General features: G+C 71.2%; 13 protein-coding genes. 5 read left to right on the forward strand and 8 right to left on the reverse strand.

Annotated features, from left to right (window positions below):
• Window positions 1-80 precede the first annotated feature (80 nt).
• Complete coding sequence (gene hisG / locus OXG55_00795) at window positions 81-956, forward strand: ATP phosphoribosyltransferase (GenBank protein ID MCY4101793.1); 876 nt, start codon at window positions 81-83, stop codon at window positions 954-956.
• Window positions 957-961: 5 nt separating this feature from the next.
• Here hisG and OXG55_00800 read toward each other — a convergent pair whose 3' ends face one another.
• From OXG55_00800 to def, 6 genes are all read right to left on the reverse strand, one after another.
• A complete protein-coding gene (locus OXG55_00800; protein MCY4101794.1) occupies window positions 962-2,932 on the reverse strand; it encodes a hypothetical protein in 1,971 nt (656 codons plus the stop codon).
• Between the two features lie 150 nt (window positions 2,933-3,082).
• Window positions 3,083-5,626 (reverse strand): polynucleotide kinase-phosphatase, encoded by a 2,544-nt coding sequence (locus OXG55_00805; GenBank protein ID MCY4101795.1) that lies wholly within the window; start codon window positions 5,624-5,626, stop codon window positions 3,083-3,085.
• Window positions 5,627-5,636: 10 nt separating this feature from the next.
• Entirely contained in the window at window positions 5,637-7,025 is a 1,389-nt protein-coding gene (locus tag OXG55_00810) for a 3' terminal RNA ribose 2'-O-methyltransferase Hen1 (protein ID MCY4101796.1), read from the reverse strand.
• Between the two features lie 86 nt (window positions 7,026-7,111).
• Window positions 7,112-7,600 (reverse strand): MogA/MoaB family molybdenum cofactor biosynthesis protein, encoded by a 489-nt coding sequence (locus OXG55_00815; protein MCY4101797.1) that lies wholly within the window; start codon window positions 7,598-7,600, stop codon window positions 7,112-7,114.
• Between the two features lie 371 nt (window positions 7,601-7,971).
• Window positions 7,972-8,862, reverse strand: coding sequence for a methionyl-tRNA formyltransferase (locus OXG55_00820; protein ID MCY4101798.1), 891 nt, complete (start codon window positions 8,860-8,862; stop codon window positions 7,972-7,974).
• A gap of 294 nt (window positions 8,863-9,156) precedes the next feature.
• Entirely contained in the window at window positions 9,157-9,684 is a 528-nt protein-coding gene (gene def, locus OXG55_00825; GenBank protein ID MCY4101799.1) for a peptide deformylase, read from the reverse strand.
• A 134-nt stretch (window positions 9,685-9,818) separates the two neighbouring features.
• Here def and OXG55_00830 point away from each other — a divergent pair, with 134 nt between their 5' ends.
• From OXG55_00830 to OXG55_00840, 3 genes are all read left to right on the forward strand, one after another.
• Window positions 9,819-10,586, forward strand: a complete 768-nt coding sequence (locus OXG55_00830; protein MCY4101800.1) for a methyltransferase — start codon at window positions 9,819-9,821, stop codon at window positions 10,584-10,586.
• 163 nt (window positions 10,587-10,749) lie between these two features.
• A complete protein-coding gene (locus OXG55_00835; protein MCY4101801.1) occupies window positions 10,750-12,177 on the forward strand; it encodes an aldehyde dehydrogenase in 1,428 nt (475 codons plus the stop codon).
• A gap of 14 nt (window positions 12,178-12,191) precedes the next feature.
• On the forward strand, window positions 12,192-13,394 hold the full coding sequence (locus tag OXG55_00840) for an acyl-CoA/acyl-ACP dehydrogenase (protein MCY4101802.1): 1,203 nt from the start codon (window positions 12,192-12,194) through the stop codon (window positions 13,392-13,394).
• A gap of 149 nt (window positions 13,395-13,543) precedes the next feature.
• On the opposite strand, the gene OXG55_00845 is transcribed toward OXG55_00840, so the two are convergent.
• Both OXG55_00845 and OXG55_00850 read right to left on the reverse strand, forming a co-directional pair.
• The gene (locus OXG55_00845; GenBank protein MCY4101803.1) at window positions 13,544-14,812 is read right to left on the reverse strand and encodes a cytochrome P450; all 1,269 of its coding nucleotides are present in this window, start codon (window positions 14,810-14,812) and stop codon (window positions 13,544-13,546) included.
• Window positions 14,809-15,615 carry an acetoacetate decarboxylase family protein gene (locus OXG55_00850; GenBank protein ID MCY4101804.1) on the reverse strand — a complete coding sequence of 269 codons (807 nt, stop codon included), beginning with the start codon at window positions 15,613-15,615 and terminating at the stop codon, window positions 14,809-14,811. The genes OXG55_00845 and OXG55_00850 overlap by 4 nt, the downstream gene beginning before the upstream one ends.
• A gap of 170 nt (window positions 15,616-15,785) precedes the next feature.
• On the opposite strand from OXG55_00850, the gene OXG55_00855 reads away from it, so the two are divergent.
• Window positions 15,786-16,634 (forward strand): fumarylacetoacetate hydrolase family protein, encoded by an 849-nt coding sequence (locus tag OXG55_00855; protein MCY4101805.1) that lies wholly within the window; start codon window positions 15,786-15,788, stop codon window positions 16,632-16,634.
• Window positions 16,635-16,750 lie beyond the last annotated feature (116 nt).

The following is a 16,750-nucleotide window of genomic DNA, read 5'->3' on the forward strand; positions in this document are numbered from 1 at the left end:
GCCTTCGCCGGAATGACACTCGCGCCGGGCGCGCCGCGCCGGAGGCCCGGGCCGGCGGAGGCGCCGGTAGCGTTGGCGGGATGCTGCGCCTTGTGCTGCCGAAGGGATCCCTCGAGGCGGCCACGCTGGACCTGTTCGCCGACGCCGACCTGAACGTGCGGCGCCTTTCGCGGGTGGACTACCGGGCCTCCATCGACGACCCGCGGGTCGATGACGTGCGCATCCTGCGGCCCCAGGAGATCCCCCGGTACCTCAGCGAGGGCATCTTCGACCTGGGGATCAGCGGCCGCGACTGGGTGACCGAGAGCGGCGCCGAGGTGGTCTCGCTGTGCGAGTTGGGCTACTCCAAGGCCACGAACCAGCCGGTGCGCATCGTCGTGGCGGTCGCCGCCGACTCGCCGTACCAGAGCGCCGACGACCTGCCCGACGGGGTACGGGTCTCGACGGAGTATCCCCGGCTGACCGGCAGCTTCTTCGCCGGTCGGGGCATCGAGGCCGACGTGCAGCTCTCCTACGGCGCCACCGAGGCCAAGGTGCCCGAGATCGTGGACTGCGTGGTGGAACTGACCGAGACCGGCGGGGCGCTGCGCGCAGCGGGGCTGCGGATCATCGAGACCGTGCTGGTGTCGCACACCGAGTTGCTCGCCAACCCGGCGGCGTACGCCGACCCCGAGCGCCGCCACGCGATGGGCCAGATCGCCACGCTGCTGACCGGCGTGCTGGAGGCGCGGGGCCGCGTGCTCGTGAAGATGAACGTCCCCGCAGGTGCCCTCACAGCGGTCATCGACCTGCTGCCGTCCATGAAGGCGCCGACGGTGAACGAGCTCTACCGCGGCCAGGGATTCGCCGTGGAGACCGTCGTGCCCAAGGCGGTCATCAACACGCTGATCCCCGAACTCTCCGACGCCGGCGCCACCGACATCCTGGAACTCCCCCTCGCCAAGATCGTCCACTGAACGTTTCAATCCACGATCGTTACGCCGTCGGGCGGCTGTCCCCAGTCGTCGAAGTCCCAGCAGAGGACGGTGTTGTCGGTGCGCAACCCGCAAGACTCTGTCGAGCCGGCGGTTACTGCAATGAACGGGCCGTGCAGTGGGTTCCACTGTGGGGGGACGTCGTCGCCCCAGCAGGCGATCGTTCCGTCGGCGCCGAGGGCGCACGAATGCCCTCGCGCTACAGAGATCGCGGTGAACTGCCCTTGTGGCACTTCGGCCCTTCCCCGTGCGCTGGAGCCCCAGCAGGAGATCGTTCCGGAGGTTCGAATTCCGCACGAGAGCGAAGTCCCGGCGGCGACCGCGGTGAATCTCCCCTCCGGTGGGCTCGCCTCTCCCCGGCTGTTCTGTCCCCAGCAGTAGATGGTCTCATCGGTGCGTATGCCACATACATGCGACGATCCGGCAGCTATCGCCGTGAACAGTTGACTGCCCGGATCGCCTCCCCAATTGGCTCCCCAACAGACGGCGGTACCATCGGCGCGCACGGCGCATGAGTGGTCCCAGCCGCTCGCAATGGCGGTGAACTGGCCGTGCGGCGGGTCCAGGTTGTAGCAGGGCTCCACACCTGAAGCGAGAGCACGATCACCCTGCTCGGTCGACTCGTCGACCCGCAGCGCTGAACTCCCGTCGCTATCGCTTGCCGACGTCGCCGTTCGGGCGACCCCGGCCGACGCGTCGAAACCCTTGCAGTGCTCGTAACCCCAGCATGAGAGTGAGCCGTCGGCGCGGAGCCCGCAGCCGTGCCCGGTGCCGACGGCAACTGCGGTGAATTCGCCACCCTGCGTGGCCACCTCTCCGGAGTGTCGCCAGCATGCGAGCGAGGCGTCAACGCGTACGCCGCACGAGTATCCGTTGCTGTCAATACTGATGAACTGTTCGTCGGGCACGGGCGTCGGCGTGCTCCAGACACCACCCCAGCAAGCAATGGTGCCGTCGGTGTGAACGGCGCAGGAATGGTCCGTGCCGGCGGCGACCGCGGTGAAGTCTCCCTCCGGCGGGTCCGCCTGCCCCCAGTCGTTGTCACCCCAACAATGGATGAGCCGGCCGGTGCTTACGGCGCAGGAGTGGTCCCCGCCGGCGGCGATCGCGGTGAACCGCCCGACCGGCGGGTCTGCTTGACCCCTGTCGTTGTTGCCCCAGCAGTCGATGGCGCGATCAAGGCGGATTGCACACGCGTGCGACGCGCCGGCCGCGATCGCGGTGAATCGCCCAACCGGCGGGTCTGCTTGACCCCTGTCGTTGTTGCCCCAGCAGTCGGCGGCGCGATCAGCGCCAATGGCGCAGGAATGCTCAGCACCGGCGGCGACCGCGGTGAACTGCCCTTCGGGCGGTTCCGCCTGTTCCCAGGCGAGGTTCCAGCAGTCGATTGTGGTATCGACGCGGATACCGCAGGAGTGGCCCTGGCCGGCGGTGATCGCGGTGAAATACCCACCCGGGGCGTAGGCCTGTGCGTAGAAGTCCTCCCCCCAGCACTCGATGCTGCGGTCGGATTGCAGTCCGCATGCGTACGAGTCGCCGACAGCGACAGCAGTGAACGTACCGTCAGGAGGATCCCAGCGCCCACCCGAGTCGTAACCCCAGCAGCTCAGCGTGCCGTCGGTTCGCAGCCCGCACGTATTGCGATTGCCCGCCGACACGGCGCTGAACGAGCGCTCAGCCCCCACGTCGTCTCCACCGGCAGCGGGGACGCGCGCACCCGTCGCGCCCGGACTCTCGCCAACCTCAACAGGATCGCCGCCGAGGCCGTCGATCCCCACGTCGTCTCCACCGGCAGCGGGGACGCGCGCACCCGTCGCGCCCGGACTCTCGCCAACCTCAACAGGATCGCCGCCGAGGCCGTCGATCGTTCCTGCATCCGATCCGGCGTCACCTTCGGGAGATCCGCAAGCGACGGCATTCACCATGAGAGGAATCACGGCGATCAGCAATCGGCGCATCGCAAGTCCCCTTCCGTTGTCCGAAGAGCCGCACACCTCGGCGCGGGCTGCGGGCCTGTGACCCTCCGTCGGCCTCCTCATCGGACCGTAGTTCCCGTGTCACAGTGTTCGACGAACGCTGCCCTGCTCCAGTTCCCGACGGGACTGCTGCTAGAGCCGGGGGTCGATGGGCTCGCTCTCGAGTGCGAGCACGCCGAAGACGCACTCGTGGACCCGGGCGAGGTGTTCGTTGGCCACGAAACGGTCGAGGGCTTCGATACCCAGGGCGTACTCGCGCCGGGCCAACGACGACTTGCGCCCGAGCGATCGCCGTCGCAGCCGCTCGAGATTCGCCGGTTCGAGGTACTCGGGGCCGTAGATGATGCGCAGGTACTCCCGGCCCCGGCACTTGACGCCGGGCTGGACGAACCCGCTCCCGGTGGCCGCGATCGGTTCGGCCGGTTTGACGACCGCGCCCTCGCTCCCGCCGCCGGTCAGCGCCAGCCACCAGTCCGTCGCGGCCTGAACCGACGCTTCGTCGCTCAGGTCGACGAACCGGCGGTCGGTTCGTCGAAGCGTCCCCGGAGCGTGGTCCACCAGCGCATCCAGCTGCTCGAGATGCCAGCGGTGGGGTCGGCGGGCAAGCACCTCCCCTTCTGCGGCGAGGAGCTGGAACGGGGCGATCTCGATGCCGTCGGCGCCGTCGACGTCCCAGCAGTACTGCCGGTACGCATCGATGAAGGCCGCGATGTGCCCAGCCCGGTTCGCGGTGCGGGCTGTGAGGGCCTCGACGTCGACGCCCCGCCGCGCCGCGTCCGCCATCAGGCGACGAGCCTCGCCGAGGACCACCGCTCCGGCCGCGCCGGTGGCGGCGTACATCTGCTGGATCAGGGCAGCAGCCTTGGCCGACCACGGCAGGACCTCTGCGTCAACGATGAACCAGTCGGTGCCGAGGCGGTCCCACAACCCCGCCCCGTCGGCCGCGACGCGGACCCGGTCGAGCAGAGAACCAGCCGGCGTGGGCTCAGCGAAGAAGGGCCGGCCGGTGCGGGTGACGATGACGCCGGCCTGGTCATTGGAGATCCCGAATCGCGCCCGGGCTGCGTCGGCGTTGCGGGCGACCACGAGCACGGCCCGCGAACCCATGTGCTTCTCCTGGACCACGACCTCGCCGACGCCGGCCTCGCGGAAGTACGAGAAGGCCTCGTCGGGATGCTCGAGATAGCCGTCCCGGTCCGAGGCCGCCGCGGGGGCCATGGTCGGCGGCAGGTAGACCAGCCACCGCGGGTCGACCGCGAAGCGGCTCATGACGTCGAGGGCGGCGCTCGACCGCTCGGCTTCGATCAGCACACGCCCCGCCAGCGCCGTCTCGACATGGTGCTTGCCCAGCACGTCGCCGACATCCAACAAGCGCGGCGGCCGCGGTGGAGCGTCTGCGGCGGCGCCGACGGGCCGGACCGGCTCGTAGTGCCGGGCGGCGGCGGGCACCGACACCAGGTCGCGTTCGGGCCAGCGCAACGCTGTCAGCTCGCCTCCGAAGACCGCCCCGGTGTCGACGCAGATCGTGTTGTTGACCCATACGGCCTCGGGCACCGGGGTGTGGCCGTAGACGACCGCGGCCTCGCCCCGGTAGTCCTCGGCCCACGGGTACCGCACCGGCAGCCCGAACTCGTCGGTCTCGCCGTCGGTGTCGCCGTAGAGGGCGAGCTCTCGCACACGGCCCGACGAGCGCCCGTGGTACCGCTCGGGAAGGCCTGCGTGGGCGACCACCAGCCTGCCGCCGTCGAGGACATAGTGGCCGATGAGACTGTCGATGAACCCGGCGACCCGTTCGGCGAACTCGGGGCCGCGCCGCTCGAGCTGTTCGAGCGACTCGGCCAGCCCGTGGCTGACCTTGACCTTGCGTCCCGCCAGGGCGCGACGCAGCTTGACCTCATGGTTGCCCGCGACGCACAGCGCACTGCCCTCGGCCACCATCGACATGGCGACATCGAGCACTTCGACCACCGCGGGGCCCCGATCGACGAGATCCCCCACGAAGACCGCCCGGCGACCCCCGGGATGCACGATCGGGTCGGCCTCGGTGTCATAGCCCAACCGGTCGAGCAGGCTCACCAGCTCGGCGTGGCAGCCGTGGACGTCGCCGATGATGTCGAACGGGCCGGTGTCGTCGCGGCGGTCGCTCCAGAGCCGGTTGCGGGCCACCTCGACCGAGTCGAGCTCCTCTGTCGAGCCGAGCGTGTAGAGCCTGGTGAAGCGCTCCTTGCGCAGCCGCTTGGCGCCACGGCGCAGCGTGTCGTGCTGGCGCCTGATGGCATGCACCGGAGAGCGGCGATCTCGGCGCTGCTCGTTGTGGGCCAGGCACGCGGCCACGGGCAGATCGAACACGACAGCGGTCGCCAGCACGTCCCATCGGCGCGCCAGCTCGAGCAGGCCCTTGCGGTCCTCGGCCTTCACGTTGGTCGCGTCGACGACGGTGAGGCGGCCGAGTTCGAGGCGCTTGTCGACGATGTAGTGGAGCAGCTCGAAGGCGGCGGCCGTGCTGGACTGGTCGGTCTCGTCGTCGCTGACGAGCGCTCGGCATTGGTCGCTCGACACGACTTCGGTGGAGGCGAAGTGCCGCCGCGCGAACGTCGATTTCCCCGAGCCGGACGCGCCGCAGAGCACGACCAGCCCGACCTCGGGGACGTCGATGCGCGTGAGTGGGCGTCTCACGTGACCCTTCTCACCGGCGGAACACCGCCATCTGTGTCGGCGGCCCGCAGACCGGGTCGGAGGGGCCGACGGCGCTGATGTCCACGCTGTAGCCGTAGCGCGCCGCGATGCCGCGGGCCCACGCCTCGAACTCGCTGCGAGTCCATTCGAAGCGATGGTCCTCGTGGCGCAATCCCCTGGCGTCGAGGTGCTCGAAGTTCGAGTTGTACTCCCGATTCGGAGTCGTCAGCACCACCGACGCCGCGCCGATGCGACCGAACACGACTTCGGCGAAGGTGTCGAGGCGTTCGGGGTCGAGGTGCTCGACAACCTCGATGACGGTGGCCACATCGAAGCCCTGCAATCGTGAGTCGGTGTAGGTCAACGCGCCCTGCAACAGCCGGATCCGCTCCCGGCGACGCTCGGACATCTGATCGAGCTTCAGACGGCGCTCGGCTCGTTCGAGCGCTCCGACCGACGCGTCCACTCCCACCGCGTCGGACACCGCGGGCTCGGCGAGCAGCCTCTCCAACAGCCGGCCCTCACCGCATCCCAGATCGACGACCCGTCCCGCTCCGACGTCCCGCACCGCCTCAAGCACCGCCTCCAGCCGCTGCTCGCCCAGACGGATCGGCGCTTCAGCCGCCTCCTCGGCTGCGTCCCGCTGCACGTCGAGGAGGTCGGTGTCCTCACCCGCGTCGGCCAGACGCGCCAGAGCCTCCCGGGTGAATCCGGGAAGGCGCAGGTACCGGCGAGCGATCAGTCCGGATTCGGGATGGGACCCCAGCCAGTCGCCGCCCCGCAGCAGCAGCTTGTTCACCTCATCGGGGCCGATCCAGTAGTGCTTGGCGTCGTCGAGCACCGGCAGCAGCACGTAGAGATGCTCCAGGGCCGAACGAACGGTCTGGCGGCTGGCCATCCGAGCGGCCACGTACCGGCTGTCTCCCCAGGCCGGGAACTGCGAGTCCAGCGCGATGGGCGAGCACTCCACCTCGTAGTCCAACGGATCGAACAGTCTCCGCAGGATCTCCGGCCCGCCCCGCACCGGCACGACCGGCAGCTCGATCTCAAGATCGAGGCGTTGGGCGACCAGTTCGGGCCGATCGTCGCACCTGCCCGTCAACGCCGTGCGGAACAGCCGGCCCAGCGCGACGCTCAACATCGACGACGCCGCATAGGGCCGATCGTTCACGTAGGGCTCGAGGCCCTGGGCGCGGCGCTGATTGCGGTGCCGTGTCGAGCCGAAGGGGTCGACCTCGACATACGTCGTCGCCGTGCAGCGCTGCGCAGTGGCCTCCGGGTAGAAGACATGCGCGCGCCCGAACCCGACATCGACCGAGCGCACACGATCAGGGTGCTTGTGCAGCAGGTACCCCAGGTCGGTGGCGACAGGCGTCGTCGAGGTCAGCGATACCAGCATGGCTCAGCCATTCAACCCGCGGCCCGCCCCAGTCGCAAGGACCAATGCCCAGACACTCACCGACCGAGACACGCTGGGGTGAGCGGTCAGTGGGGGGTGGGTTCGTCGCTCAGCAGGCGGAGCGCGTGGGGCACGACATCCAGAACGGCCTCGGTGCACTCGACGGCGCCGCGGGGCGATCCCGGGGTGTTGAGGATCAGGGCGCTGCCGCGGGTGCCGGCGACGGCGCGTGAGAGCCGCCCCAGCGGGTTCACCAGGCGCATGGCCTCGGAGAGCCCGGGGGCGAGGCGTTCGACCACCTGTCGGGTGCCTTCGGGGGTGAGGTCGCGGGGGCCGAACCCCGTCCCCCCGGTCGTGAGGAGGAGACCGGCGAAGCCGTCGGTCATGTCCACCAGCGCCCCGGCCACCGATTCGGTGCCGTCGGCGACGGCGCGCCGCTCGACCACCTCGTAGCCGGCACCTGCCAGCAGCTCCTCGAGGGCCTCGCCGGAGCGGTCCTCCCGGGTGCCGGCGATCACCCCGTCGGAGACGGTGAGCACCTTGGCTCGAAGACCGGCGGCACGCAGGTCGGTCACGCTGCGACCCTACCGGGGCGGCGCATGGCGCGGTAGCGAGCGCCGCACTGGATTCCGGCCTTCGCCGGAATGACGCGCTGGGTGGTGCGCCGCTGTCGAGGAGGACCACGGCCGCCGAGCCGCACTGGATTCCGGCCCTCGCCGGAATGACCCACATGTGCGGCTGCACGCCGACAACGGTGCCAGCGGGGCGGGTCACACTGGAATCCGGTCCCCGCCGGAATGACCCACATGTGCGGCTGCACGCCGACAACGGTGCCAGCGGGGAGGGTCACACTGGAATCCGGTCCCCGCCGGAATGACCCACTGGGTGGTGCGCCGCTGTCGAGCGATGACTCCTGGGTTCGGAGGCGGCGGTTGTCGGTCGTGCCTCAGGTGCCGAGGCGGCAGGCGGGGCCGAGGCGGGCGCCCCGCTGCCACTGGTCCGCCGGCAGGGCCCGCCGGCCGGCGGCCTGCACCTCCTCGAGGCGCAGACCTCCCGCTGCGGTCCCCACCACCAGCCCGTCGAGGAGGCCCGGTGAGCCGCTGTGCGACGGGGCCACACCGGCACGGAGGATCCGCAGCCGCTCGCCTGCCAGCGTGGTCCAGGCACGCCCGAGGCGGACGCGCCGGTGCAGTTCGACGGCGGGGCGGTCCCAGTCGAGGCGCAGGTCCTCGTCGGTGACCTTGTCCGCCCAGGTGACCTCCCCCTCCTGCGCCACCGGGTCGCGCGGTCCGGCGCGCAGCAGATCCACCAGCAGCGGGCAACTCCGCGCCACGAGGCGCTCGCGCAACTCGGCGAGGGTCTCGTCGGGGCCGATGGGCGTGGCCGTCCGGGCGTAGAGCGGGCCGGCGTCGAGGGTCTCGGTCAGCGCCATCAGGCTGACGCCGGTGGTCTCGTCGCCCGCCAGGATGGCTCGCTCCATCGGGGCGGCGCCGCGCCAGCGCGGCAACAACGAGAAATGCACGTTCAGCGCCGGCAGCGCGTCCAAGACGTCGTCGCCGATGAGGCGCCCGTAGGCGACCACGACCGCACCGTCGCTGCTGTGGACCGCGGCGACCGCCTCGGAAGGATCGTGCGAGACCGGTATGCCCAGTTCAGCAGCAGATCGGCCCACCGGACTGGGCTCGAGCGGGCCGCGCCTGGAGCGGCGACGATCGGGGCCGGTCACGGCCAGCGTGACCTCGAAGCCGGCGTCACGCAGGGCGCGCAGTGGCGGCACGGCGAGCTGCGGCGTACCGAAGTAGACGAGCCGGCGAACCGTCGCCGGCCAGGGGGTCACGCCGTCACTCGCCAGCGCGGAGGGAGGTGAAGTCGGAACGAAGTCGATGGCGCCGCGGTTTTCGAGGTCACGCCGTCACTCGCCGGCGCAGGGGGACGGGACGTCGGCAGACGAAGTCGATCGCGTTGCGGTCCTCGGGTCACGCCGTCACTCGCCGGCGCCGAGGGAGGGGAGGTCGGCGGACGAAGTCGATCGTGCTGCGGTCCGCAGGGTCACGCCGTCACTCGCCGGGGCCGAGAGAGGGGAAGCGGTGGCCGGAGGCGATGTGACGACCGCGTACGCCACGTCACGCCGTCACTCGCCGGCGCCGAGGGAGGGGAAGAGCCCCGCCCCGGCGGCGCTGAGGCCGCGGCGGCGCAACTCGATGAGCGCGGCGCGGCGCCGCTCCGGGTCGAGCCGCTCGGTGAGGAGCACGCCGTCGAGATGGTCGATCTCGTGCTGGATGAGCCGGGCGAACAGGTCGTCGGCCTCCACCGTGACCTCGTTGCCGTCGAGGTCCACGCCCGACAGGGCGATCGTGCGGGGGCGCTCGATCTCCCAGGAGTAGCCGGGCACCGAGAGGCAGCCCTCCTCGAAAGTCCAGGTGCCGTCGCTCCCGGTGATGACCGGGTTGAGGATCACCCCGCGCCCGCAGGTCTCGGGCTCGTCGTAGACGAACAGCCGCTTGCGCACGCCCACCTGCGGCGCCGCCAAGCCGATCCCCCGCGCCGCATACATGGCGGTGAACATGCTGTCGCAGAGCCGGGCGACCGAACCGTCGATCTGGGTGACGTCCGCCGCCTTCGAGCGCAGGACCGGGTCGCCGAACAGACGGATCTCCACGCCGTCGAGGCTAGCGAGCACCGCAGCGACCGGGGGCGCCGCCGGCCGGCGCTCGCCAGCGGCGGAGAGATGGGAGGTCCGGAGCGATCCCGGCGCTGACCGGGGTCGCCGGGCGCACGGGTATCGTCGGCGGGATGGCCGGGGCGGATCACTACTTCTCGCCGAGCCCCGGCTCGCGGCGGCACGAGCGCACCGTCACCCTGCGGTTGCAGGACGTGACGCTCGACCTGCGGACCGATCGGGGGGTCTTCTCCGCCGGCCGCATCGACCCCGGCACCCTCCTGCTGCTGAAGCACGCCCCGCTGCCCCCGGCGCGGCCGGGCAACGGCAGCGAGGCGGCGGCCCGCACGGTGTTGGCCGACGTGGGCTGCGGTTACGGGCCCATCGCCGTCACGCTGGCGCTTCGGGCACCCCACGCCGCCGTCTGGGCGATCGACGTCAACGAGCGGGCCCGTGAACTGGCTGCCGCCAATCTGGCCACGGCCGGCGTGACGGTCGGCGGGGGTGAGAGGCAGGCAGCAGACAGTGCGCGGGCAGGTGACGGCGGGCAGACAGCAGACAGCGCGCGGGGAGGAGACGGCGCGCGGCCAGAGAACGGCCAGCGGGGCCGGGGCGGCGGGCAGGCAACGGTGTGCGCTCCGGAGGAGGTGCCGGCGGCGCTTCGCTTCGACGCCGTTTACTGCAATCCCCCGGTGCGCATCGGCAACAGGGCCCTCGACGAACTGCTGCGGGAATGGTTGAGCCGCCTGCGCCCCGGCGGGTTCGCCGTGCTGGTGATGCACAAGAACCTGGGCGCTGACTCGCTGGCGCGCCGCCTGGCGGCCGCCGGCGCGGCGCCCCGGCGGCTGGCCGTCGGCGGCGGCTACCGGGTGCTGCAGGTGCCCGCAGCGGAAGACCGCTGAGAATGCCGCGTGTCGACTGTTCCGATGTCATTCCGGCGCAGGCCGGAATCCATATGCCGGAAGCTCCGCGTGTACCAGCCATCGATGGCGAGGCACTCTCTCCGAGGAAGGCCGAGCCATAACTCATCCCGAGCGCCCCCGCGTCCCCGTCGCCGGTATCGCCGTGTCACCGGACCACTACATCGGCGGCCGGCGGGTGTCCTCGGCGGAGACCTTCGAGGTCCGCTCGCCCCTGGACTGGTCGTTGAAGCTGGCCGACGTCTCCGCCGGCGACGCCGCTGCAGCCGCCGCCGCGGTCGGCGCGGCGTGCGAGGCGGCCGAGTCGTGGGCGGCGCTGGGACCGTCTGGGCGGGGCGTCCACCTGCGTCGCCTGGCGAGCGCCATCGATGCGGCGGTCGGCTCCCTGGCGGAGGTCGAGTGCGTGGACATGGCCATGCTGCTGGAGAGCCTGCAGAAGCGCGTGATCGCCCGGGGGGCGCGCAACTTCCGGGCGTACGCCGACCTGGCCGAGGCCTACAGCGAACGCGTCTGGTCCTCGAACGGCACCGACAACCGCGTGGAGCGAATGCCCGCGGGGCCGGCGGTCGTCATCACCCCCTGGAACGCCCCGTTCATGCTGGCCACCTGGAAGGTGGCGCCCGCGCTGGCGGCGGGCAACACCGTGGTGCTGAAGCCGGCGGAGTGGTCGCCGCTGTCGGCGAGCGTCCTGGCCGACCTGGCGCACGAGGCCAGGCTGCCGCCCGGGGTGCTGAACGTGGTGCAGGGCCGGGGCACCGAGGCGGGCGCCGCGCTCGCGGCCGACGATCGGGTGCGCCGCATCTCCTTCACCGGATCGCCCGAGACGGCCCGGTCCATCGGCGCGGCCGCGGCCGCCAACATCGTGCCGTTCACCGCCGAGCTAGGCGGCAAGGGGCCGCTCATCGTCCTCGAGGACGCCGACATCGAGGCCGCCGCCCGCACCGCCGCCGGGCAGTACGACGACTCCGGGCAGGTCTGCCTGGCCGGCACGCGCCTGCTGGTGGCCGAAGGCGTCCTCGAGGAGTTCCTGGAGCGGTTCGACGCCCACACCGACGCCCACGTGCTGGGCGACAGCCGCGACCCGGCGACCACGGTCTCCCCCCTCATCCATCCCGACCATCTGGCCCGCGTCGAGGGCTTCGTGGAGCGGGCGCGCCGGGCCGGCGACACTGTGCTGCGAGGCGGGCGCCGTCACCGGCCCGACGGCCTCTGGTACGAACCGACGCTGATCCGCCCGGCGAGCAACGAGAGCGAGATCGTGCAGAGGGAGGTGTTCGGCCCGGTGCTCACGCTGCAGACCTTCGCGGACGAGACCGAGGCGGTGCGTCTGGCGAACAGCACGCGCTACGGGCTCTCGGGCGTGGTCTTCACAGGCTCGCAGGAGCGCGCCGAACGGGTCGGGCGGGCGGTGCGGGCCGGGACCGTGTGGGTGAACTGCTTCCTGGTGCGCGACCTCGCGGCCCCGTTCGGAGGCTGCGGCATCAGCGGCCTCGGCCGCGAGGGCGGCGACTATGCCCTGGACTTCCACAGCGACCTGAAGACCGTGCAGGTCCGCCAAGGCACCACCTCCTAGCCTGGCCGCCCCCTATGACCTCGACCGCACCGCCGACCCCGCCCGAGCGGCAGCGCGAACTCGTGGAGCTGGTAGCCGACCTCGGCCCGGCCTTCGCGGAGCGGGCGCCGCACTACGACCGCGACGCCCGGTTCCCGCACGAGAACTACGCCGATCTGCGGGAGGCCGGGCTGCTGGGACTCTGCGTCCCCACCACCTACGGCGGCCTCGGCGCCGACTTCGCCACCTACGGGCTGGTGTCGGAGGAACTGGGGCGCTACTGCGGATCGACGGCGCTCACCTTCAACATGCACACCGCCACCATGCTGCTGTGCGGCCAGATCGCCGACGACCTGGAGATGTCGACCGGTGGGCGCGCCACGCACGAGCGGCGGCGGGCGGCCATGTACGCCGGTGTGGTCTCGGAGGGTCACATCCACGCCCAGCCGTTCAGCGAGGGGAACGCGCCGGGCGCCACCGCCGGGGTCACCACGACGGCGGTGCCCGCCGACGGCGGCTGGCGGCTGAGCGGGCGCAAGATCTTCGCCTCGCTCTCGAGCGCCGCCGACCGCCACAACGTGATCTGCGTCGCTCCCGACGACCCGACCATCCGGTTCATCAGCGTGCCGACCGACAGCGAGGGGCTCAGCTTCACCGGCGACTGGGATCCGCTGGGGATGCGCGGCACGGTGTCGCTGACTCTCCTGCTGGACGACGTGTTCGTGCCCGCCGACGCCGAGTTGCTGCCCCCCGGGGTCTTCGACCAGGTGGCGTTCCGCTGGCCGCACTTCTACCTGACCCTGTCGTTCACCTACCTGGGGATCATGCGCACCGTCGTGGATTTCACCGAGGACTACCTGGCGGGCCGCATCGGACCAGGGTCGCGCCGGGAGAACCCCCAGAAGCAGGCCGGCTGGGCGGAGATGCAGGTGTCCTACGAGCGGGCCCGCGCCCTGGCGTGGACCGTGCTGGCCGAGGCCGGAGTCGACCCATCGCCGGAACAGGTGCGCCGAGCGTGGGCTTCGATGGTGTCGACAATGGAGACCGCCCCCGAACTGGCGTCCCTCGCCGTGCGGGTCTGCGGCGGCCGCTCGCTGCTGCGCCCGCACCCTCTGGAGCGCCTCTACCGCGACGCCCGCTGCGGCGCCACGATGCTGCCGTGGAGCACCGAGGCCTGCCTGGACCGGCTGGGGCGGGCCGGGCTGTCGGACACCGGGACCGGCGAGCCCCACGCTTGAGCGGGCCGAGCGCCCCGCGGCGGGCGCAGATCCAGCCGCTGCCCTGGATTCCGGCCTACGCCGGAATGACGACGTGGCGGGCGGAATGGCGGAGTGGCGGGCGGAATGGCGGAGTGGCGGGCGGAATGGCGCAGGGACGGTGACCGGGGTCAGGCCCGCCTCACGCGCACGGGGAGGTGCTTCACCCCGCTGATGAAGTTGGACCGCAGCCGTTCGGGGGCACCCGCCGGCTCGATGGCGGACACCCGCGGCAGCAGCTCCTCCAGCGTGAGGCGCACCTCCATGCGGGCCAGCCACGCCCCGAGGCACAGGTGCGGGCCGTTGCGCCCGAAGGCGACGTGGTCGTTGGGTGTGCGGGCGATGTCGAAGCGGTAGGGGTCGTCGAACTTGCGCTCGTCGTAGTCGGCGGCGACCCACCACATCACCACCTTGTCGCCCTCCCGGATCAGCCGGCCCCCCACGTCGATGTCGGTAGTGGCGGTGCGGCGGAAATGCATCGTGACCGTGGTCCAGCGCAGGATCTCCTCGGTGGCCACCGAGATCAGCGACGGGTCCTCCCGGAGCCGCTCGAGCTGCTCGGGGTGGTCCAGCAGAGCCTGCAAGCCGCCGGTGACGGTGTAACGGGTGGTGTCGTTGCCGGCGGCCACGAGCAGCGCGAAGAAGTTGTTGAACTCCAGGTCGCTGAGCGGTGAGCCGTCGGAGGTGGGCGCCAGCAGGCGGCTGATGACGTCGTCGGTGGGCCGCTCGCGGCGCAGCGCCGCGGCCTCCTGGGCGTAGCGGAACACCTCCAGGCCGGCTGGGCTGCGAAAGGGGATGAGACGGAACTCCTCGGTGTCGGTGAGGTCCACGACGTGGTCGGTGTACTCCGGGTCGGTGTTGGAAAGAAGTTGATCGCCCCAGACCACGAGTTGCTCGGCGTCGCTGTCGGGGACGCCCAGCAGGCGGCCGAGCATGCGCATCGGCAGTTGCCGGGCGATCTCGGTGACGAAATCGAACTCCTCGTGCTCCAGCGCCTCGAGGATCACCGTGCGGGCCAGGTCCCTGATGGCGTCCTCGTAGCCGTCGACCGTCTTGCGGGTGAAGCCCCGGTTGACCAGCCGCCGCAGGCGAGTATGGGCGGGCGGGTCGAGTTCCATCATCGAGCGCCGCGCCTCGGTCTCCTCGGGGTCCATCTCCTCTAGCCGGACCCCCTCGGAGGAGGTGAACGTCTCCCAGGCCTGGTTCGCGCGGATGACGTCCGCGTAACGCGTCAACGACCAGAACCCCGATCCGTCGTCCTCGTCCCACCACGACACCGGATCCTCGTCCCGCAGCCGGTGGAAGGTGGCATAGGGCACGCCGGCGGTGAACGTGTCGTGGCTGGTGAGGTCGGCGTGGCCGTCGTCGCTGTCGGGGGTCCAAGGGTGGCGAGGAATCACCGGGGCGCGCGCTCCAGGGTCGTGCCGCCGTTCCAGGAGGTTCCCACGCTGCGCCAGTAGCCGCCGATCATCTCCTGAGGGGCGAGGCGGGTGAGCTCCTCGGTGGGCGAGTCGAAGACCTCCAGGGTGGCCTCACCCCGGAAGGCCGGGCCCAGCTCGGTGTCGTAGCCCCGCATGGTGACGATCTCGTGCAGGGAGTCGGCGCCGTCGGCTTCGATCGCGGGGAAGAAGCGATGGTGGAGCATGGGCAGTGCGTTCACGAAGCCGGCGCCGTCGCTGGGGCCGCTGATCTCGAAGGTGGCCTCGATGAGCCGCCGGCCCCCGGCCGCGCAGGTCGCCCCGAAGCGCCCGCCGGGCTGCAGCCGCGGCCCGGCCCGCCCGACCGTCACCGGACGCGTCAGCCAGATGTCGCCCAGCTTCTTGGGATAGCCCTGCACGTGGCCCCGCACCATGGCGAAGTCCTTGTCGACCCAGATGTAGACGCAGCGGCTGTAGGCAGTGTCCCGGTAGCGGCAGCGCACCACTGCGAAGCACTCCTTGTACTGCGCCCGGACGGGGTCGAGGAGTTCCTCGAATCCGTCGGAGCAGGACTGCCAGTCGGCCCACACCACCGCCACCGCGCCGGGATCCTCGGGCGCGGGCGCCAGCGGAGGCGGCAGCAACTCGGCCACGGCCTCCGGGTCGGTGCGGTACTCGATCGTGAGCAGATCGCCCGAGTAGTGCCACGGCGGCGGCGGGACGAGCCCGGCGGCGCCGGTCGCCGAGCGGGGGAACGTGAAACCCTGCAAGTCCGATCCGGACACGACTGCGAGTATATGCTTTGGCCCCTAATGATTTCGAGGGGTGTGCAGACACGATCGCGGGCGGCGGAGGTCTCGCAGCTGGTCAGTGGGTTCCGGCCCCGGATCGAGTCCGGGGCAGGCTCTTCGCCGCAACGACGCTCATGGGTCCGGCGAAGGTTGGCGGAGGTGACATGAGCGAGCGACGCCGGATCCTGCTGGACGGCTCCCCCACCACAGTCGTCCCTTCCGGCGACCGGCTCGTGGCCCCCGACGGCCGCTCGGTACACGAGTCCGACGCCGTACACCTGCCTCCGTCGGTCCCGACCAAGATCATCTGCGTCCATCTCAACCACGCCAGCCGGGTGCGGGAGTTCATGGCGAGGCTCCCGCCGGCGCCGACGTACTTCCACAAGCCCACCTCGTCGCTGCTGGCCCACCGCGGGCACGTCGTCCGCCCGGAGCGCTGCAAGTACCTCAACTACGAGGGCGAGGTGGTGATCGTCATCGGCCGGCCGTGCCGCAACATCAGCCCCGACGAGGCCGCCGGTTGCATCGCCGGCTACACCATCGGCAACGACTTCGGCCTGCACGACTTCCGGGACACCGACGCCGGCTCGATGCTGCGGGTGAAGGGCTCCGACACCATGTGCCCGGTGGGCCCGGGACTGGTGGAGGACTGGGACTTCGGTGACAAGACGCTGCGCACGCTGGTGAACGGCGAGGTGCGCCAGGAGGGCAACACGTCGGAGATGACCTGGGACATGCACTACCTGGTGGCCGACCTGGCCCGCACGATCACGCTGCTGCCCGGCGACATGGTGTTCAGTGGCACGCCGGCGGGTTCGCGCCCGGTGGCGCCCGGCGACGTGGTCACCGTGGAGGTGGAGGGTCTCGGGGCGCTGACCAACACCGTCGTGGCCGGCCCGCAGCCGGTGCGCAGCGACTGCGGCGCCCAGCCCAGCGAGTCGGAGGAGGTCGTCTCCACCGCCTTCGGCGGCGACTGGGAGTTCCGAGGCATCCGCCCGCCGCAGAAGGCCTGACACCGTCGCCGGGGCGAGCCGGCTAGTCGTCGTCGGTGATGGTCATGGTCGCTACTGGGCGGGCGAGGGTGGCGCCTTGGGGGTGGGTGAGTTGGACGGCGAATTGCTCGTCGCCT

It is taken from the genome of bacterium (assembly GCA_026708055.1).
In the GTDB taxonomy this organism is placed as follows: domain Bacteria; phylum Actinomycetota; class Acidimicrobiia; order Acidimicrobiales; family CATQHL01; genus VXNF01.

Coding starts and splice junctions, on each gene's coding strand:
- OXG55_00810 (MCY4101796.1), bottom strand. CDS start 7,025: ATGCTGGTATCGCTGACCTCGACGACGCCTGTCGCCACCGACCTGGGG.
- OXG55_00855 (MCY4101805.1), top strand. CDS start 15,786: ATGAGCGAGCGACGCCGGATCCTGCTGGACGGCTCCCCCACCACAGTC.
- OXG55_00800 (MCY4101794.1), bottom strand. CDS start 2,932: ATGCGCCGATTGCTGATCGCCGTGATTCCTCTCATGGTGAATGCCGTC.
- hisG (MCY4101793.1), top strand. CDS start 81: ATGCTGCGCCTTGTGCTGCCGAAGGGATCCCTCGAGGCGGCCACGCTG.
- OXG55_00840 (MCY4101802.1), top strand. CDS start 12,192: ATGACCTCGACCGCACCGCCGACCCCGCCCGAGCGGCAGCGCGAACTC.
- OXG55_00830 (MCY4101800.1), top strand. CDS start 9,819: ATGGCCGGGGCGGATCACTACTTCTCGCCGAGCCCCGGCTCGCGGCGG.